This window comes from Enterobacter cloacae complex sp. SYL001, from assembly GCF_049237025.1.
GTDB lineage: Bacteria > Pseudomonadota > Gammaproteobacteria > Enterobacterales > Enterobacteriaceae > Enterobacter > Enterobacter intestinihominis.
Map to the genome: position 1 here is coordinate 1 of NZ_JBMKJI010000027.1, position 20,103 is coordinate 20,103.

Sequence of the window (20,103 nt, forward strand, 5' to 3'; positions counted from 1 at the left end):
AGTTGGCGGGTCAATGTCTTACCGAACAACAAACGTTAATACCAACCTTGTTTCCATGTCGTTTCCAAAAGCTTCTGTCGGTTGTAACGGTATTGACGTTTTTCTTGGGTCCTTCAGCATGATCAACGGGGACCAGCTTGTGCAGGTGGCCCGTGGTATTGCCCAGGGTGCGGCTATCTATGCTTTTAACGTTGCTGTTTCAGCTATTTGTGCTGACTGTGCTGCAACGATTAATGACATCCAAAACAAACTGCAAGCGCTAAATAAATTTGCGAAAGATTCATGCAATGCAACTTACTCTTTCCTTTCTGAAAACGTGGGTACGCCAAGCCAGTTCGCTAACTCAGTTAGCTCTGGACCAGCCTCAATTCTGGGATCGATTAATGGTCTTATTCCTGATTTTGGCTCATCGATGACAAAGTCACCTGAAGCTGTCACTTCTCAGGTTAAAGCAAAGGATCCCGAAGAGTTCGCTGAAAAATTCAGTGGTAACCTCTTCTATATGTCGTTCATGGATATTGATAAGGGAACGATGAACATCGGAGGGGTAACGGAGTTATCCGGTTATAAACTGGCAGAACAACTTATGTCTCTCGTAGGTACTGTCATTATCAACTGGGATAGCAAAGGCGAAAAAGCGGGAATGGAAGTCCGCCCGTCTACCATGACTGTCACGGATTACATCATGGGGCCACCAGCTGGCGGATCAATTAAAATGCTCAAGTGTTCTCCGGCACCAGATCCATCATCCCCACGAAAGGCTCAGTGCCTTGTCATGTCAGAAGTTAATGACGGTGGTTTTAAGGGATTGAAGGATACCATTTCTGATCTTCTTTTAAACGTACAGAAAAAAATCATCAACGACGTTCGTGTTTCAGATGATGAATTACGCATTATCTCCTATATCGGCATCCCGACCATTATCGACTCTTTGCAAACATTCGAAGCACCGGAAGGGTACGCATACATTCAGGACATCAGCACTATTGCTGCGACGAGCCTCGTAATCAACATGTTGCGCCAGGTTGAGGCCAAAATTTCAACCATGAGCATACCGAGTGAGTCGCTGTCGGGTAAAAGGGATGATCTCAACCGATTAACAGACAATCTCTCAAAACAGGTTAAAGCCGCCTATGAGCTATCGCACAGCCAGGTCGGTACCAGCTCGGACGTCATTTCAACCTGGGATAACCGTCGCCTGCAACGGAAGGCTTTCACTGAAAGTATTCGTGGCACACGTAACTGAGGTCTGACATGGATTACAACATATATACCCTGGGTGATATTGATTTTGTCTGGTCGGCTTTTACCGGTATTGCCCTGATCTTTTCTCAATATACTGGTGTAAAAGAGTTCCTGACCACGGCCGCCGTTGTAGCAGGTGTGAGCCTATTCTATAAAACGTGGCTATGGCTTCAGGCTCCGACCAAAAATGAATTACCGTTTTTCTCCTGGTTTTTGGGGTTGATCCTTTTCATGATGGCAATGGTTCGAGTGGATGTAACTATTGAATCTGTAAAGTCGGGAGAGGTCAGAAACGTCGACGGAATTCCAATTTTTATTGCTGCGATGGCAACCGTCACCACTAACTTAAGCCAGGGTTTGCTGAAGGATTATAAAACAGCGTTTGATCCGCTTTCTCCGGTGGACCTGTCTGCAACAACTCTGGACGATGACATCACCCTCGGTCCGATGATCCGATTCGTGAAGTTTTTGCAATGGGGCGGCGATAGCCAGGGCTACTGTTCCGCATTTCCTGAACCGGCCAGCGGGCTAGGGCCAATGAACGTATGTGCTACCGTTCAGTCTCTTGCATACAACTGCCTGAAGGCTACCCAAAACTCAAGCGCAAATATTGCCGGTAAAGAAACTATTTTTAACGATATTTTCTCAGCTAATCTGGCAGATAGCATGGACCGGATTAATCAGGCGATGAAAGGCGCACTGAAGAATGCCTCTGCCAGTATTGTTGGCGCTAACGGTTCAAAATCTGGTACGTGTGATGAGGTCTGGTCAACTGTGAAACAGGTTACCAGTACAGCTGAAGCTCGCCAGACTATTTCCCTTATAGGACAGACAAACGGCATCCTTACTCCAGACGAAGCAAATGGTGCACCTACCGGCGCAAGCTTTACTGATGTTATGGCGTCAGCAAATGGTATGTACGGTAAGGCTATTGGTTCGTATGACGCCACCCTGAACCTGTTCATTATGAATGAGCTCAGAAATGGCGCAAGCAAATATAAGACCCCACTCGGTCTGGCTTCCGATATGCAGTTGTTTGAGGCTTCTCTGAAGCGAACCAACACAATGGCTTCACAGGGCCAGTTGTGGTTACAACTGTCGGGAGCAGCAATCGCATTCCTTGAAATGTTTGCTTATATGGTTGCTCCATTTGCTTTGCTTATGCTGCTGGCGTTAGGTGGTAATGGTGTTGCCGCTGCGGCGAAATATTTGCAACTTATCCTCTTCGTGAATATGTGGCCGCTTACGGCAGTAATGGTCAACGCGTATGTGAAGAAAGTCGCGACGGCCGACTTGGATACCTGGAGCACCCTCAACAGCCAGAATAATGCCGTCACGTGGATGGGACTCCCAGGGCTTGCGGAAACATACAGTTCATACCTGTCTGTTGCTTCCGCCCTCTATGCTCTGATTCCGGTACTCACATTATTCCTGATGACACAGTCGATTCACCCGATGATGAATGCGGTTAAGGGAGTGACCCCCGATGCGCCGGTGGATACTGGTCATGTAACGCCCAAAGTATGGGATGGCCCTAACAGCGGTAAATCTTCATTTGGTGACGTGACACGAACCGCCTTAACCAGTACCGGTCAGGGATACAGCGATGGCGGCGCAGTTGATTCAAGTAATTTCCGTCTTGGAATGTGGAATGCTGGTTCAAGTATCGCTAACAGCCAGGGACAAGGATCAGCTGTAACCTCATCAGTTATGAGTGCGGCAAGTAATTCATTCCAGGCTGGTTACAGTCAGATGAGCGAAATTGGAAGGTCAGGACAGTCGAGCCAGCAGTTCTCAACCAACCTGCAAACAATGAAGCAGATCTCGGATAAGATTGGTGCCTCTGTAGCAGAAGGTATTGCAACGAAACATGGGGTGAGTGCGTCTCAGATGGCCAGCATTGCTTCAAATGTTATTCTCAACGCTGGGCTTAATGGAGGTGTTGGAACTGGCAATGGAGCCGGGCTGAAAGCGGCTGTAGCAGGGCAATTGAGTAGCGGTGCATCTAAGACCAATACAGGCAGTGACTCGCTTTCAAATGACCTTTCAAAAGCAATCACGAATCAGCTTAGCCAGGATTCTGCGTTAACTGACCAGTTCAGTAAAGCGGCGTCTCAGGTAAGCAGCGATCAGATATCCAATACTAATGCGTTTAAAGAAGCATCGTCGAAAATGAACCAGGCGACACAGACGATGGCGCAAAATATTTCTACATCGGTTTCGACTAACGCAAGCTCCAATAGTGGAATGAGCCTTGATTCTAAACAAAGCATTAACCTGGACAGGTTCTCCGATTCTATTCGCAACAAAAACTTCAGTGATGATGATGTAAGGAATTTTGCTCGTAAGAATGGGCTGGATGAGAATGCGTTTATGGAGAAATTCAACTCCTATAACGATACCTTCAAGGCCAGTAATCAGCTTGGATCGCAGCTTCAACGTACTGACGCGCTTGTGGCTGCAACCCGAGATTTCAGTGAGCAAAAAATTGCGATTGATACCGCCCGGGGAGAGACGGCCGAAAGTAATAAACAGGATCTCCGTGAAACCTCCAGCCTGCTTAAAAGTCTGGTTTCCGACTTCGGTGGTAATGCACAGCAGCTGCTACCTATCACCAATCAGCTCGACAGAATTTCAGGTGACGGGTCAGGAATTAATACTATCACTCAGGCACAGGATAGAACTCCTGACAGCGTAAATACGTCTGGCGTGATGAGTGCGTCACGCGTAGGGGAACTGGGTGGAAGTGTAGATTCGCAGGCTAAACTCGGTCTTTCCTCCAACGCTCAGGACGCGACACAGCATGTCCCTGGAAAAAGTGAAGCTGGCTTTACTCCGTATAACCTTGATAACGCGGGCAAAGGCGATATTCAGGGAATACATAACAACAACGTGGGCCGCACTTATTCTGATGAAGAAAGGAATGTGCTTAATTCTCTCGAAAAGAATGGACCTGTACTGAATAATCAGGGTGTAGAGAAAGTCGTCAATTCGGGTCAGGATGTCAGAAATGCAGAAGGCACATTTAACGATCTGGAAAAGGTTGGAGGTCGGGTGGTTGGTGATGGAATGGATCAACGAGCCACTGCTTTGAACAGTATGTATCAGAGCGGGCAAGTTCGTGGCTTATCTAATAACACTGATAACTACTTTAGTCGTGTTGCCAACAACCCGAACTTAAGCCGGGACGATAAGCGAGCTGAATTGGCACAGCAAGCTGTCTTTACCTATGGTGCCAGCACCATGGCTACCGGTGCCGAAAGAGAGCAGCTCAAAGCGGATACCCAGAAGATCCTTAATGAACTGGGTAACTATAACGTTAACTGGAGTATGAATGACGTTAAGAGCATCCATAGCAGTTTCAACACTCATAACAGAGCTGATGGTTCACTTGAGTCAGTCGTACGGGCAAACCTGGGAGAAGGTGGGTCGGGCGGTGGTCTCGTTGGTAACCGCACTCAGACCGTCACAGATCGCTTGGTTGGGGAAAAGATAGAGGCCAACACTGAGCGGGGCGCGATTTCTGGTGCGCTACTCGGGGGCCAGCAATTTGTTTCGGATACGCTAACCAGCGTTGGGGCGAAACCGGTAAATGAGATGCTTACGGGAGCGGGCATCCTTCAAACCCAGACATCGATAGCAAATGATGCCTCTAACCCTGCAAATATGCCTGATTCTCTCCAGGGTAAAGTCCTTAATCACATGCAGATGTCTGATGGCGTCGCAGCTGTAAGTGACCGGTATCAGAGTATTAGCAGCGACGGCGTTTCGACTTATGCGAATGCAGCGCAGAACTCTGAAAGGGCTATCCGGCAGCAATTGACGGATGACCCACGCTTTGGGCCTCAGAAAGCAGATGAATTCATTCAGTACATGAAGTCAGAGCTGAGCAACACAAATGAGCCTTACCAGTCACGTGTCGATAAAGCGGATCAGTGGCTTAATGAAAATAAAAAATAAGGGAGGTTGAATATAACCTCCTGAAATGACTATCAATAGATTGTAAATTACTGCTAAACAATTAAGGCCGCAAAGTATGTGTTTGCGGCCTTTTTTTCAGAAGTACCGCTCTTGCGGAACATTCAACTGACGGTTTGAATCAGTGAAGACAAAAATCTATCAAACTCTGTATGAGATTCAATAACATAATCAGTAGATGCTTTGTCTCTTATCTGAAAGCAGTCGTCTGCAAAACTATAAGCGAAAAGTGACATGCCATCTTCTCCGATTAACACCTTATCAGTGAGATTTGGGTCAACGTAGATTTCATTGTCTCGTGCTTCAAAGTTGCGTATGTAAATATTTGACCACAATAGATTTTCGTTCTCTGCCTGAACAAGGTTATAAAACGTAAGTCCGTTGTACTCAAAACCATCCATAGCATTAAACACTTGGGCATAATCAAGCCTGGTTTTAATGAGTTTCTGTATATCTATATAGGCGCTCTTTTTGTGATCTGCCCACTCCACTGGAGGCGGATTGCAGATTAAGTCTTTCAAGACTTCCGGGGCTACCGGGCTGGCTAAAGGGTAGTGATCTGCAACCATCAACCTCTTTAAGCTGCTGAGTAGTTGAGTTAAATCTTTCATGAGCGCCTCTTACTTTCCTACCGGGTAGATAACACCGTTCGGCGATGGCCATAGAACTTTGGTGCTTGAATTATACGGTAGATCCTTCGTAATGATGGATTGTGCTTTCGACAGTGCTGAATGGTATGGTGAATTCTGAATAAGTACCAGGTTGTCTATAGCGTTTGTGCCACCATCATCAAGAGGGATCTTGTGGTGAACCTGCCACCCAGAGGGGACCTTGCCTGTTGCAAGTTTCATCAAATCGTTAGGTTCAAACGTAGCCAGGGCATCTGGGTGGTCTGAAAGTGATTTAAGGAAGTTAGGGCGTACAGTATTGTTGAATTGTCCACGGAGAGCTAAATATTCAGCTCTGTCTCGGCGCATGTAGTTCAATTCGCTAACATTCATATCATCGAGCAAAACGTGTGCTTTTTTGTACTTGCCGAGATAACTTGTCAATTCATCCGCAGACCTTGGATTTCGGATAACCAGAAGTGAAGCCGCTGCAACCAGCATACCTGAAGTTGTTTCGTTCAATACCTGGTCATAGCCTTCAACAGCTTCGCCGCCAAGTTGTTCAGCCGTATGTCGAAATCCCTCCACATTTCCATTATAAAGCCCGCCAGCTGCGAGAAGACGACCAGCCGCTTTGGAATTAATGGTTTTTGTTGATTGGGCGTGCTGTGCTGGTGTCGTTGATCGAACGTAATACCCCGGGCGTTTCAACTGACGAGAGATGATATCGCGCAGACGGGTAAAGAGGGACAGGGGCAGGTCATTGCGTAGGTTGCCATTTGATATAACCCCCGGCCCGGCATTGCCGGTTATGTCTTTTCTAAGCAGAACGATCTTACCGTATCTGATGTCGTCAAGCGTATCGCGGTAAGCGAGCCAGGGGCGTTGATGGTGGAACTGGTGATACCGGCTGACAAACTGTGTATATCCCTGCGGTAAATTCCATTCCTGAATAATCCGGTTTGGCAGGGCGGTATCTTCGAGGTCATGTACCGCCGTGGCCGGATGTATGATGTGGGGAATATCCTCAAGGTATATGTCATCCAGTGACTTAGCCTGACAGTGATGCAGCATAATGTCCCTTTCTTGTCGAATTCATATGAGACATTATTGCGTATGGTATAAAACAATCAATCCTAAAGTGGATGGGCGTACGAGATCAGCAGTGACAGGGTAAAAGGAAAGTTACTTTGTTCATCAGCGTCCCATGAGCTGATGGTACCTTGCGTTAAGAGCTGCAAGGTCAGATTCGGTGAGGCCCGTGTAATAATCGGTTTTGTGCAAATGCGGATAACCGGCCGGAAATAATGATTCGTCGTCATCAAGGCAGATAAATGCTTTAACTCGATGTGAAAAGACAAAGTCCTCACACTCGGCAGCCCGCACACCAGTCTGTCCGTGTTTTAAATATACCGAACCGGTTGCACCTATGATTTTGTCTCTATAAGGCACCCGGAACAGAGATTTCAGATAACTTGTATTAGCGCACTCACGCCATGAGCTGGAGATAACAATCACCATGGCAGGGCAGTTATCCAGCAATTTCTCTAACAGTGGCATTCGCTCAAAGGTTTCATTTTTACACCTGTGGCAAACCCCATCGAAATCTAAGAAAAGCACGACATGCGAATCAGGGAGAGGGGCCCATAAACCAGCTGTTGTTTCTTCATGAACACATACTTCTTCATGATGAGGGTTTTTCTGGATCAAGAAAGAAGAGAGAATCTTAAATAAATTTCTTGCAGAAGAAGACAATATATTACTCCTGAGTCAGTGTGAAATATTTGTGGTGGTTTACCCAAGCCACTCGATGATCTTCTGTAATATCGGGTTGTATTTATTTAACAACAGGAGTCGGGTTTTGCTCCGGGACATTTTTAGCTATATGGCCATTGTATCGAGGAGGTTGCTGGGTCCATTGATAAAGCTCACCCATCCCGTTACGCTGCTGGATCCGGCGATTGTACTTTACCATGAAGTTAAATATGTACTTTGCACGTACCTTTGGGGTTTTGCTGTTGTAATCTGCAATCCCTTCAAACACATTGCCCTTGCGATCAACAATTTTTCTATAGAGCCACCATGTTCCAACCCAGAAACTTGCGCAAGCATCGTAAGCCAGAACCCGCCACGTTACCGTCGGGAAATGCTTTTTTATTTCAGGTAGATTGGATGAGTTGATCTGCATTGGGCCAATATCATAAGTGCCGTTAGTATTCCTGCTGAAAGTACCAACCTTACCGCCTTCATTGTCAAACAACGTAAAAACCAGTTCAGCATCAATTCCGAAGTAGCGGGCGGCATCCGTAATGCACTGAGTGTAAATCTCATCAGGAACGGGAATAGGTTTCACATCATCTGCTGGTGGTGTAAACACAACGATTTCTCCACTGAATCTACGTTTTATCTATTCTCCCATATATCTATCGACTTTCTTTCGGCTTTACCCGTTGATTTAAGCGTTTAAGCAAAATTCTGGAATTTTGGGGCGTGATAATATTAGTGCTCGATTTAAGGAGCGGAAATGAAAAAAATTATTAAGGCATCGGTATTACTTCTTTCATTAAGTACCGCCTTCACGATGAATGCCGAGCCGGTTAATACAATGGTACTGCCAGATGCAGCCCGGGATAAGCTCAAAGCCATTGGGCTTTCAATCGAGCACGTCGAACCCTCGCCAGTAAAAGATATTTTTACGGTGATTTCCAGGGAGGGGGTAAGTTACGTGAGCAAAGACGGAGATTACATTTTTACCGGAAGCTTATTCCACGTGAAAGGTAAAGATGTGGTAAACACCACTGAGCAGGCCATTTTAATGGGCGTCCGGGAATTCGCATCCAAAACAAAATCCATCGACTACAAATCACCAAACGAAAAATACCGGCTTGCTATCTTTACCGATATAACCTGTGGATACTGCCAAAAACTGCATCATGATCTGAAGTCTTATCTTGATGCCGGTATTTCGATTAAGTTTCTTGCATTCCCACGTGCAGGACTGAACTCGGTAGTAGCCGGGAACATGGCCAAAATCTGGTGTTCAGCAAAGCCAAACGAAGCTCTGGATGCAGCGATGAATCCGGTTTCAACTATCCCGGAAGGACGTCCTGATGAGGCTTGCTTAAACATTATCAAATCGCATTTCCAGGTGGCCTCAACAATCCCGCTGCAAGGTACTCCTACCATGGTGACACTAAGCGGCAAACCGCAGTTATTTACGGGGTGGCTGAGCCCGGAAAACCTGGTGACCCAAATGGGCGCTGCGCAAAAGTAACTTTTCCGACTGTAAGAGGTGTGTATGAAATCTACTTTACTGAGTACGTTAATGCTGGTTGCTGTAGGTGTACAGCCCGTTTTCGCTGCACAATGTCAGTACGGAGCCTGTGGAACGGAAAACGATCCCGGAATCGGATTTCTGATGTCATCGGTACAAATGGATAAAGGTGAACATCTAAAGGAACTCTCTGGTGTTGCGACCACAGGTGACACCATCTCTAAAAAGATGGAAAGCTACCTGGGAAATAAAAAGCTCAAGGTAAACACCGACAGTACCCGCAAGGGGCCGGGTAATACCACCATCAGGCCTACAGATGAGCTCGCCCCAACGAGGCAACTAAAAGTTATCCGGCCCGAACTGGTAAAAAATCCCGATTCGCAGCTCGTGGTAGCTTTCAATGAGCGCCTGGCCTGATTTATTGACTGAGAGCGTCCAGAAGGAAAAAAGATGTCGATACTCAGTAGCTTCGTCATCAGAGCAACGGGGATACCTGACAAAAAGTATCTCCGGGATCCCGTAATAAAACGTTGTTATAAACGTCTGAGTCGTAGGGTGCCTGCTCTAATGACGGGGTGGCTTCTGTGCATTCTGGGTTCAGGGTATGTCAGTATGGCACTGGAACAGCCTGATAGCACTGTATTACTCAGTCTGCTGCTGTTGTATGTTATGTCAGGCATTTTACTGATGCAGTTCCAGTATATGTATTCAGAGCGAAGCATAGGCTACAAGTTCTACCTGGAAGTGCTTATGAATGCAGCTGCCAGTACTCAACATAAAGAACAGTTACAGTATCTGTTCATTAATAAGCCCAATTCCATCACGATGGGCGATCTTTACCGACTTTATGATTTTAATGGGGGAGGGCGATAGCCACGTTAATGTGCGTGTCCAAAAGTCACTTTTGAACATTCTCTTCCCGCCGTCTGCTTTCAGTTCCAGGGGATCACTGCAACATAATTTCCGGAACGCAGCGGCGCATCAAATTTATCAGTAAAGGCGTCGATCATTGCTGAATAAGCAATGCTGTCTGACGGCACAGGTGCATTGCTTTGCATACTCACTTTCAGAACCTGCTTTGCTCCTTTCGCTGACGGGTATACCTCGACATCCAGCTGTCGCATATAGTGCATCTGCGACATCGTCTCAGTGCCTATTACCCCATCGACTGGCTTGTAGTCATAGTCAGTATGCAATTCGCCATGCTTGTCAGTTCTCGTTGTCTTTTTATCTACAACGTAGCCTGTCACCCCAGTAAGAAGCTGCTCGCTATACTGCATGTTCTCCTGTGAGCTGCTGATTCGGAACCTGAGCACATAATCTGGCTGGTGAGTGGAAATAATGACTCCTTTTTTTGCTAATCCATCAGCAAAACGGCCTGAAAACATTCTGGACTGAATACTTTCGTCCGGAGGGACTATCTGAAACCTTTTATTTGTAACAGGACGAGGCATTAGATCGTACGCATCTACCTGGTTTGCGAAATGATATCCGCATCCACTCAAAAGCATTGCGGTTGTGAGTATAAAGCCCTGCCTAATCATCCTTTAATCTCCAAAAAGCATTGTTTCACGAATAATTCCGATTTACCGGGCCAGTATAATCCATCGCAGGTTAATAACTAACAGGCTGAAAAGCATAAAGGTAGCTATGTCTAAAGAATTTTATTTAAAACCGATGGCCACGATTTTAATTTCTGCGGTTATTGCTACCGCTGCCTCGGCGTTAATCACGGCAACTTATTTTAAACCGAAGGTGCTCAGTGAGGAAGAAATTGGCAAAATTGCCGCTACTTACCTGGTAAAAAATCCCCATTATTTAGTGGAAGCAGGTAAGGCGCTGGAAAATCAGAACGTGAGTGCCTCAGTGGAACGAATAATTCCATATGCGCCAGCTCTGCTGGATACCAAGGAGACGCCAAACATCGGCCCTGATGACGCCGACGTCGCGGTAATCGAGTTCTTCGACTATCAGTGTATTTACTGCATGCGGGTTACACCTGTTGTTGAATCGGTAATGAATCAGAGCAAAGATGTAAAATTCTTCTTTAAAGAATTCCCGATTTTTGCCGGTTCAAAACCTGTATCTGCCATGGGGGCCGCTACGGGTCTGCACGTCTATCAGAATTTCGGTGCTGAAGCCTATCGTAAGTACCACAACAACCTGATGGCTGTGGCTCATACCTTCATGACCTCTCAACGCAAATTCGAACTCACTGACTTTAATACTGTGGTGGAAAAGTCAGGGTTTAACAGCACGTTTTCTGACAGGGAAAAAAACCGGTATGAAAACGTGATCTCCGGCAATATGCAGCTGGGCGAAGCGCTCGGGATCACCGGCACACCCGGTTTCATCATTATGAATATGAAAAAGCCGAATGCGGCGACTACCACATTTATCCCCGGGGCTATGGACGCAGCAACTTTGCAGGGCGCAATCGAAAAAGCTCGCGGGGCCTAAAGTTACTTTCACATTTGATGAGTACGGCCATGCCGGTCATGGCCGCTACGCTTTTACAACGAGTAATTCATCCCAGCGGGTCGTATATCTCGGTGATAGCATGGCCTGCTTCATACGAAAATCCTGTTGAATGCCTTCCCCCAGTAAAAACAGAGCTCCGCGCTTTTCTTTATTGAACCGGTCCATAACTTTCATCAGTGCCTGACTGCCAGGCCTGGCCGGGCGAGTATCAAACAGGCTGAGTTGCTCTGTGCCGTCAGTCATAGCGGAGAGCATTACCCCTGCTTTCGCATACGCTATCCCGGGTCTGTAAATGCGGTTCAGGATGGTCATGGCTGCATCAACCAGATCGCGGGTGTCCTGTGTAGCGGTAAGCGGCTCGATACCACAATTGCTGTAGCGGTTTTCACCTTGCGCATAATTGCTACTCTGAATGAAGACTGTGATTTGACGGGTCCACGAGCCATCCTTGCGCAGCTGCTCTGCCGCCCGGGCGGTAAAAAATGAAACTGCCTCATGTAGCTTGCCTATCTCATTAAGGCGCTGACCAAAACTTCTGGAAACGATAATCTGTTGCCTGACAGGAGGAGACTCGTGCAGCCGGAAACATGGTTCGCCATGCAGTTCCCGCCAGGTACGCTCGATTTCAACGCCAAAGCTTTTACGTAAAAAGCGAACGTCGCTATTATAAAAATCACCGGCAGTGATGATCCCGAAAGCCGACAGGCGTTCACTAATCTTTCGACCAATACCCCATATTTCTCTGGTACTGATCAGGCTCAGGAGCTTCCTGATCCTGGCCTGATCAGTCAAAACTACAACCCCGCCTGTAGCTGCCCATCGTTTGCTCGCATAGGTGCATAATTTAGCGAGGGTTTTGGTGCTTGAACAACCCACACCACAGGTAAGGGACAGATTATGAAGAAGTGTACTTCTGATCAACCGGCCGTAATCTTCATAATCTATTATCTTGTTCATGTTTTTCAATAACATGAAATTTTCATCTATGCTATATCGACTCGATTGAGGCGCGAAGCTTTCCAGCGTTTCATGGAAGCGATTTGAGTAGTCTTCATACAAAGTAAAGTTAGAGCTCCGGACTTCGATCCGGTGTTGCTGAATCAAATCCCTGCACTTAAAAATTGGGGTCCCACGCTTAATACCAACGCTTTTAGCCAGTTTATTCATTGCAATGACGGACGAATCGTTATTGCTGGCTATGATGAGCGGCTTTTTTGACAGCTTGGGATCCATCGCACACTCAAATGCCGCATAGGCTCCGTTAATATCAACGTGCATGTACATGGCTGAACTGATTCAGTGCAAAGGTGACGACGCCCCATATCTCAAGGGATTCAGGATTTACACGTATCGGCTTATAGGCTGGATTAGAAGGCATCAAAAGCAGCTCAGGATACGTGTGTAAGATCTTTACCGTAAACTCTCCATCCACCAGCGCAACGACGATAGAGCCGTGTCGTGCTGTTAAAGACCGATCCACAACCAGTATTGCTCCATCATTGATACCGGCATTGATCATACTGAGGCCCGCCGCCCTGACAAAGAAGGTTGAGGGGCGGTTGCGGACTACATATTCATGCAAATTTAATTCATTATCTTCATGCCCGGCGCACGGACTCATCACTCCACAGCTTAGTAAATCACTGAAAAAAGGTGCCATTTCGTAAGGCTTGTTGCTAATGTGCTCAAGGATAACAGACATAGCTACACTCGAATTCTTGTACTGTATGTATAAACAGTATTGCGAGTTGAAGAGAAAAGATCAAATCTCTCCGGTAACGCTATCAAGCCTGACGAAAAATTAAGCTTTATCATAAACATCAAAAACCATCTTTTACCGATAATGGCGAGCTGGCCTACGAAGAAGGTATACAAGCTAGGATGAAAGGATTCTGATGCTCCTCCCACCAAATTTTTTATCTCCTGAAGACCAGGCTGAGTACGATGCTTATATGGCAAGGTTCAGCGAGGTAAATCACTATTATGAGCATTGCACTGTCCCCGTGATTGACTGGTTTTTTAAACAAGCAACCGAGGCGCTGCATCATGGTCTATGGTTACCGGCCTGTACGAGCTTTCTGAATGGGATCGAAACATCACTCAGGGTTACGCTGAAGTTGAAATCAACTGTTAACGTTCAGCAGTCAGTTCCTGTACTGGTGGACTTAGATGGTACGTCAGTAATGAGTAACGCTTTAATGCGAAAGGCTAAGCAGGAAGGGATGCCGATAGAATTACTGTCATTTCCAGCCGAGAAGAATATGTTGGCAAAGATAGACGCTGGTAAAAAACCTGAAGCAGATATCGTCAGGCTTAGAAATAGTCTATGCCATGGCAACATTCTGGAGTTCATTATGAGTGTTAAAGTCGGTTCTCCAGATCCCATACGAATTTTTACTCCTGGTAACTGCTGTGGTTTAGCGCTTTTACTTTCGGCCTTATCGAAGAAATGGACGGTAGGCTTGCATCAATACTGGATCGACAACAATCTGACGTCCTGCTGAAACCTCATAAATCATGCCTACTAAAGTCACGTGCAAAAAAACGTTGTAGCATGATATGTTTAAAGTCAAAACAGTGGGTTCTATGTTTTGACGGCAAACATGATATAACTAATACTTCATAAGTAGATATCAATAGTCATAATGGAGTGAACTATGAAATTAAAAAATATTCTGCTGTGTGCGATGATGTCAGTCGCTTTTGGCTCCTCTGCTAATACTACACATAAAGTTGAAAACGAACCTATCCCAAACATTATTCTTGATGGTAAGGTTGATGATATTTGTAAAGATGCAAGCATCCGAACTGAACTTAATCATGATAAAGCAAAGGAACTGGTAACCACCAACCTGAAGCAGGCATTACCATTAAATACGGTACCGGATAAGTTGGATGAAGTTGCAGAAGCCTTTGTAAACCGCGACAAAGGCGCTTCAGAAACAGCAGACCATTGCCTTGTTAATGTACGTAATAAATACTGGGAAATGTATCCCTCTGAAGATAAGTAGCATTTATTATTAAAGGCTTCACTTAAGAAGCCTTTTTTAACCCTTTGCGAAACCTGCTTTAAAAGCAATGCGCTATTCATATCTAAGAATCTATTTAATTAATGAATAATAGTGGACGGATTCATTTCTAGTGAATGCCGAAGTTGGTGTTTTTTGAGTTATTAGACGGTAAGTGCAATCTGGTATGATTCACCTAACATACGAATCTGGAAGGAAAGGTATATGGGTGACCTGGTCAGCAAAAATAACATTGACCGTTTAGAGCGATTTCATTCTTTGCTGGCGGGTCAGTACTGGACGTCCACTGACAGCATCCCTGAAGAGGGTATTGTGGCAGGGGATACGCTGCTCATTACGTCTTTGCGTTACGTTGAAGATAAGCTGCACACAGTGATTCTACGCGCCCATCCCCGCGTTTACGGTCAGACTGTAGCTATTGTCACTGAAGACAGCAGCGGCAACCGTAGGGAACGTGGCAAAGAAATGCGAGAGCATCGCTTCCTGGTTAAGGATTTTCTGTCCAGTTTTGTATTTGAACCCGACCATAAGGTAATCCGGGATGCTGAACTCAGACAAGCTCAGGAAGAAGTGAATAGCCTACAGGCATCGCTTACAGCCCTCGTGAGCGATGCTCAGGGGCTCCGTGACCTTGCGATTGAGCAATTAGGTACAGATGACCGTGAAAACCCTGTGACGGGCCTTAGCGTTGCGTTAGTGCCCCCACAAGAGCAGCAGGCGGTAACCTCACTGGCGATTGGATCAGTTCAAAATGCTCTGTCCTCTGGTATTTCAGATACCCGCATTGAACAAATCAGAGAAGCGGCCTTAAAAGAAGGGCAGATCAGCACAGCCATCAGCAAAATCATCACACAACGAACGCAGGCAATCGCTAATGCCAGCAAAAGAATGCTGCCCTATTTCGAGGAAGTTGCAGCGGCAAGTCTGGCCACTACAGAAGAAGCCATGGAATATGTGAAGAAAATCCACGATGGCGTTGGCAGTCTGGAACTGTATACCGGCAAAGACGTTGAGGTAGTGAATATCGTGAAGGGTGAATCCGCTCCATCACACCTCCCGCTCCAGGTCGTTCAGGCAAAGCTGATGGTGGATGAAGAGCTGGCCGTATGGTGCGATCTCGATAGCTGGTTCGACTTCTCTGATATGGAAAAATTTCATGAAACTTTACGAACCAGCCCCGGGCTGGTGGAGCAGATTTTTCCGTCCGAACGTTCCATCGTATGTATGGCCACAACACGACGTTATATCGATTACCGCGATCCCTGGGAAAATCATGTCCGCAATGACAGGAACCGGGTTGTATTCCTTCTGGTCCGGGACGGTCAAAATATTCATCAGGTTTACTCTTCGGTAGAAAGCCATCTTGGGGCTTCGCAGCTATTCCCTTCCGCCAGCGAACAGGAAGCACATTTCCAGGGGATTGATGGCAGCACCATAAAGTTTGAGGACGTCAGTTATACCGACCGACTGAAGCAGCATGATCTTATGGCACTTCACTACCGTCGTTTCCTGATCCTTATCTGCGGCCTCGATCACCGGCTCAAACTATTTGGTGATTTCTATGATACCAATACCCCTTACAGTTTTCTGAGCCTTGAGTTCCAGGAACGGTACTTCCAATTTCTGCACGACAAAGACGGTTCTGGCCTTTTGGGTATGGCTGAGACACGGCCGTCTCTGCAAAGTTATCTTGAACAGGCAAACTCATGCCTTCAGTCCGGATCCCGGGTAATGTGCAACTGGGATTCGTTGATGAACCCAGTGACAGCACCAGGAGCAGTTCAGGAAGACAACAGCTACTCTGGCTATAAATGGCTTGGGAGAACCCATAAAAACTATGAGCCGGTTATTGCATTCCGTCAGGGAGACGATATCTGTGTCAACGCAACAGTAAACAGATACTCAACGGATCGAGATTTCAATTGTAAGGTGAATTTGTCTTTATTTAAGGAGTCCAGCAGGAATGATGCTGAACTGGGTTTCCTGTGCATGGATACCATTAAAGCGGAGGAGCTCGAATGGTACATTCACAGACGTAAATTCAGGTCTAATCACCTGTTTTACATTCGCTTCTTCAAGATGGCTTTAAATTATATTCGTGCCGAGCGTGAGGCAGAAGAACCTTACCGGCAGATGCTGAGCCAGGCTCTGGCCGATGGAAATATTGGCCAGCCTAATCTGAGATCAGAGTTGATAGATCGATGCATTGTAGCCTGGCGAGCTGATAACAGGGGGGCGACGCTGGAAGCTGCCATGAGTACAGAGAAGGGCTCCAAAGAGCTCCTGAACCAGCTCTATATGCTCGCTGATGTGGGGCTCAAACATCTTCCCGGGGTTCGTAATTTTATTAGCAGCAAAGGCTATGAGCTGGTCAGGTTATCGGTAAATGCTTCAGGGAAACTTGTTGCATATGCCGCACCAGCAAATTTTGAATGCGACAACCGGATGGAAGGGCATGCCTGGGTTCATCGAATGGTACTTGCTACATCCCGAAATGTCTTAAACGTCACTCATCAACGTTTTGCGAAAATGAAACACTTCTTACCAGCTGAAAACACCCTGTTCGAAGATGAACAGCTGGTGGCCACATGGTCGGGCAAAAAGACTGCTTTCAAAAGCTTCGAAGAGAAGCAGCGTTATTTTGATACATGCTCCCGTGGCGCTCAGGCTCTTAAGCAGTTTTTAAAGCTGAACGATCCGGTGATTTACACCAATCTGCTTGGCCAGTGGATTGAGGCCTATGAAAGTATCAATGAAACCAGTGAGTACGTACAGCAAGTAAGCCTAATGGCTCCTGTTGCGGTCAAGAGCGAAAAAGGTAAAGCCAGCCTCATCTATATTGGCACTAAAGACCTGGCCGACTGGTTTTATCAGAAAGCGCCGACACCCGAGTTGCAGGCGCTGTTCCTTGAGGAATACCTGTCCAAATTTGAAAATAAAGAGGTCAATAAAGAAAAGCTACTTTCACGCAGAAATACCGCTCTGTCTCTCAGTTTTTACACCATGGACAACGGGGAAGTACCAGATGAAATCCTCGTCACCAAATCAGTTGATAATGCCAGACGGTGGTATTCAGGAATGTTCACAAGCATGCCAACGATGTTAAATGACCAGTGGTCCTGCCATGTTGCGCATTTTTCCCGTAACGGAAAACTCTATTTGACGCCTGATCTGGTCACTGATGAAGGGGAACCTGGTTTTGATGAAATACTCGGGTATCCGCGCCCGGAGGGGCTGGTACCGGTAACCGTGTGTGAGTTTGAAATTGACCACTTTAACCGACGTGGCATTGATGCGAATGGTGATAAGGTGAATATTACACAGTGGGTCGATATTTATCAGGGTGAGCGTGAGGTTACGGAACTGCTGGGGCCTATTTCTGAAGAAGGGGTGAACATCAAAACCTACAGGATGGACACTCTTGAGCAGGCGATGAAAAACATCTCCCGGGGCTCGACGCGCCTCAGACCGTCAACGGAGAATAGCGAGTGGCAACAGCCAGCAGAAGGTGTGAGCCGCTATGTACTTCGGTCATGGTAAAACGCGGGGGCAGGTGCCATCAAAACATCAAACAAAAAGCCATTACAGGCTCAAAGACCCCTTATCGCTCAAATTTGAAAGAGATAAGGCTTTATGATGGCAACGAGGATTATCACCCATCTCGCCGGAGTAACTGGCATAAAAATTGTTTAATCTTTATGCCAGCGCTTCGGCATTTGCTGGCAAGGAGACAGTGTTGAAAGACCATATCGTACCCCCACGAAAAACTAGCGCGAGTTTATCTTATCAACTCAAACGTATTGGGCGCATGCTCCTTCTTTTACTGAGCTTGGCTTTTATAGTTTACGGATTCGTACTGGCTTTCCATCCGCCGCTAACAACCTGGCTACTTCAACCCGGTGGACACTTTGCCCCAGATGACCGATTCATACTGGTTAGTGTTAAGGTTCAGTTTACAACCGGAATAATGGGGCTAATTGTTTGGCGCTTATGGTAAAAGTGGCAAGCAATGATGGGAGAAGGATAACGTTGCTCAGCTCAATCCGGTTTACTGATTGCTTAAATAGAAGGCAGTCATGCCTACATCAGAAAGGAGAAGCATAGATGGTAGAAGCACGTTATCAAGGCAAGCCTGTTAGCAGTCTTCCTGAAGAAGCTTTTGCTGAAGGGTTATCGCGATCCGGTTTAAGCCCCGTTCTGCTACTGGCATCCCCGACCACAGTACCCGTTACCACGGATGAGCGCTGGTGGCTCGCAAAGGAAAACGTGTCAGGACATTACGGCAGGATTTTTTATGCTGCGGTGCGGGAGTTGGTCATAAGGTCGGATATCATCTCAGTAGTGAGAAGTATTGCAGATGAGAATTTCACGTCCGAACATATGGGGTACTTCGAGCGACTTACCTCTGATGAAAAAGAAGTCGTGTTTAGTGATTACCTGCGCACTCTCGCTGAAGGCGGTCTTACCTGCACTGAGAAGAATCTCGTCAAACTGACGCAAGATTTATACCCGATTGATGCAACTCCTGACAACATTAGAAAGCTATCCACGGACAGGGATGCACTGAACGAACTACACATCGATGGTATGGTACTTTTTATTACCGGCCCTGCGCTTTGATTATGGAGATAATACATGCGGTGTTATCCCTGTTAAGGGTTAAGGTAACATTCTTCTAGAATTACAGAAAAATAGAGGTCTAACATGATAGTAAATAAAAACAGGTTTATGCATAAAAACGGGAAAAGGTTTAAGTCCATCGGAAGGTATTTAAGATTTTGGCAAGCAGTAGCGTCCTCTGGTTTACCCATGGACATGGTAATACGGGAAAAACCATATCAACTTATGGTCGCTTTGATTGCTTTATATACGGCCATCCCTGTTGTTACAATAGTAATTTTATCTGGTCAGCAATCGCATAAGTTGGAACTAATTGCTGTGCATTTCAGTACAATTATCACGATGGTGTTTGTTTTGCGTCGAAAGATGGGGAAACGTTGGCTGGATTTATTTGAAGAAAAATTAGCCATTTATAAACCTAATGATAAACTCGCGCTTAGCGAATTACACGAAAGCATACGTGAGAAAAATGGGCTAGACTTGCAGGATTTACAAGATTGGTACTGGAAAGAGAAGATGACATATGAGTATCACAAAGAACGTAAAACAACTATAAGCTATCAAAAATTCAAGTAGCGTTTTAAAATGACAGGGGAGGGCTATTGTGATTTATTAAGTCGGCAAGGTTATTAGGTAGGGGTGTTCAATATGATAAATTCTTCGAGTGAGGTTATTTCAAGAGTTGTTCTGGGCCTTTGAGATAGCTAATTATCATTACAGACTTTATCGAAAGGTATGAATTATGAACATTACCGACAAAGAACTTAGCTCAAATACAGTGAGACAGTATGGATGGAACTTAGGAGAGTTCAATCACTCAACGCCTTTTACATCTCATTTTATTTATATCACCGACTATCATAAAGAT

At 46.0% G+C, this 20,103-nt stretch carries 18 protein-coding genes; 11 read left to right on the plus strand and 7 right to left on the minus strand.

Annotation, left to right across the window (positions count from 1 at the left end):
• Window positions 1-1,246: IncHI-type conjugal transfer protein TrhH (gene trhH, locus ACOTZP_RS19580; RefSeq protein ID WP_421633770.1), on the plus strand; the 1,246-nt coding region annotated here is incomplete at its 5' end.
• An 8-nt stretch (window positions 1,247-1,254) separates the two neighbouring features.
• Window positions 1,255-5,205 carry a conjugal transfer protein TraG N-terminal domain-containing protein gene (locus ACOTZP_RS19585; protein WP_000386160.1) on the plus strand — a complete coding sequence of 1,317 codons (3,951 nt, stop codon included), beginning with the start codon at window positions 1,255-1,257 and terminating at the stop codon, window positions 5,203-5,205.
• A gap of 122 nt (window positions 5,206-5,327) precedes the next feature.
• Here the strand turns inward: ACOTZP_RS19585 and ACOTZP_RS19590 are convergent, their stop codons facing one another.
• From ACOTZP_RS19590 to ACOTZP_RS19605, 4 genes are all read right to left on the minus strand, one after another.
• Window positions 5,328-5,834: a YrhA family protein gene (locus tag ACOTZP_RS19590; protein ID WP_000654195.1), complete on the minus strand. Its 507-nt coding sequence runs from the start codon at window positions 5,832-5,834 to the stop codon at window positions 5,328-5,330.
• A 9-nt stretch (window positions 5,835-5,843) separates the two neighbouring features.
• Complete coding sequence (locus ACOTZP_RS19595; RefSeq protein WP_000902297.1) at window positions 5,844-6,905, minus strand: HNH endonuclease signature motif containing protein; 1,062 nt, start codon at window positions 6,903-6,905, stop codon at window positions 5,844-5,846.
• 123 nt (window positions 6,906-7,028) lie between these two features.
• Entirely contained in the window at window positions 7,029-7,586 is a 558-nt protein-coding gene (locus tag ACOTZP_RS19600; protein ID WP_001371950.1) for an HAD domain-containing protein, read from the minus strand.
• A gap of 82 nt (window positions 7,587-7,668) precedes the next feature.
• Window positions 7,669-8,208 (minus strand): lytic transglycosylase domain-containing protein, encoded by a 540-nt coding sequence (locus ACOTZP_RS19605; RefSeq protein WP_000494968.1) that lies wholly within the window; start codon window positions 8,206-8,208, stop codon window positions 7,669-7,671.
• 147 nt (window positions 8,209-8,355) lie between these two features.
• On the opposite strand from ACOTZP_RS19605, the gene ACOTZP_RS19610 reads away from it, so the two are divergent.
• From ACOTZP_RS19610 to ACOTZP_RS19620, 3 genes are all read left to right on the plus strand, one after another.
• A complete protein-coding gene (locus tag ACOTZP_RS19610; protein WP_000720274.1) occupies window positions 8,356-9,105 on the plus strand; it encodes a thioredoxin fold domain-containing protein in 750 nt (249 codons plus the stop codon).
• Window positions 9,106-9,129: 24 nt separating this feature from the next.
• A complete protein-coding gene (locus tag ACOTZP_RS19615; protein WP_000843243.1) occupies window positions 9,130-9,522 on the plus strand; it encodes a hypothetical protein in 393 nt (130 codons plus the stop codon).
• Between the two features lie 195 nt (window positions 9,523-9,717).
• Window positions 9,718-9,978, plus strand: coding sequence for a hypothetical protein (locus ACOTZP_RS19620; RefSeq protein ID WP_001439466.1), 261 nt, complete (start codon window positions 9,718-9,720; stop codon window positions 9,976-9,978).
• Between the two features lie 59 nt (window positions 9,979-10,037).
• Here the strand turns inward: ACOTZP_RS19620 and ACOTZP_RS19625 are convergent, their stop codons facing one another.
• Complete coding sequence (locus ACOTZP_RS19625; RefSeq protein WP_121343843.1) at window positions 10,038-10,385, minus strand: hypothetical protein; 348 nt, start codon at window positions 10,383-10,385, stop codon at window positions 10,038-10,040.
• Window positions 10,386-10,755: 370 nt separating this feature from the next.
• Here ACOTZP_RS19625 and ACOTZP_RS19630 point away from each other — a divergent pair, with 370 nt between their 5' ends.
• Entirely contained in the window at window positions 10,756-11,565 is an 810-nt protein-coding gene (locus ACOTZP_RS19630; RefSeq protein WP_000031378.1) for a DsbA family protein, read from the plus strand.
• A gap of 45 nt (window positions 11,566-11,610) precedes the next feature.
• On the opposite strand, the gene umuC is transcribed toward ACOTZP_RS19630, so the two are convergent.
• Both umuC and umuD read right to left on the minus strand, forming a co-directional pair.
• On the minus strand, window positions 11,611-12,864 hold the full coding sequence (gene umuC / locus ACOTZP_RS19635; RefSeq protein WP_001371894.1) for a translesion error-prone DNA polymerase V subunit UmuC: 1,254 nt from the start codon (window positions 12,862-12,864) through the stop codon (window positions 11,611-11,613).
• Entirely contained in the window at window positions 12,854-13,288 is a 435-nt protein-coding gene (umuD, locus tag ACOTZP_RS19640) for a translesion error-prone DNA polymerase V autoproteolytic subunit (protein WP_000111290.1), read from the minus strand. The genes umuC and umuD overlap by 11 nt, the downstream gene beginning before the upstream one ends.
• A gap of 193 nt (window positions 13,289-13,481) precedes the next feature.
• Here umuD and ACOTZP_RS19645 point away from each other — a divergent pair, with 193 nt between their 5' ends.
• From ACOTZP_RS19645 to ACOTZP_RS19665, 5 genes are all read left to right on the plus strand, one after another.
• The gene (locus tag ACOTZP_RS19645; protein ID WP_000926374.1) at window positions 13,482-14,090 is read left to right on the plus strand and encodes a hypothetical protein; all 609 of its coding nucleotides are present in this window, start codon (window positions 13,482-13,484) and stop codon (window positions 14,088-14,090) included.
• Window positions 14,091-14,243: 153 nt separating this feature from the next.
• Window positions 14,244-14,597 (plus strand): hypothetical protein, encoded by a 354-nt coding sequence (locus ACOTZP_RS19650; RefSeq protein WP_000769182.1) that lies wholly within the window; start codon window positions 14,244-14,246, stop codon window positions 14,595-14,597.
• A 222-nt stretch (window positions 14,598-14,819) separates the two neighbouring features.
• Window positions 14,820-18,155, plus strand: coding sequence for a hypothetical protein (locus ACOTZP_RS19655; RefSeq protein WP_000502666.1), 3,336 nt, complete (start codon window positions 14,820-14,822; stop codon window positions 18,153-18,155).
• Window positions 18,156-18,719: 564 nt separating this feature from the next.
• On the plus strand, window positions 18,720-19,235 hold the full coding sequence (locus ACOTZP_RS19660) for a hypothetical protein (RefSeq protein WP_000228894.1): 516 nt from the start codon (window positions 18,720-18,722) through the stop codon (window positions 19,233-19,235).
• Window positions 19,236-19,319: 84 nt separating this feature from the next.
• Entirely contained in the window at window positions 19,320-19,811 is a 492-nt protein-coding gene (locus tag ACOTZP_RS19665; RefSeq protein WP_000636790.1) for a hypothetical protein, read from the plus strand.
• The last annotated feature ends 292 nt before the right edge of the window (window positions 19,812-20,103 follow it).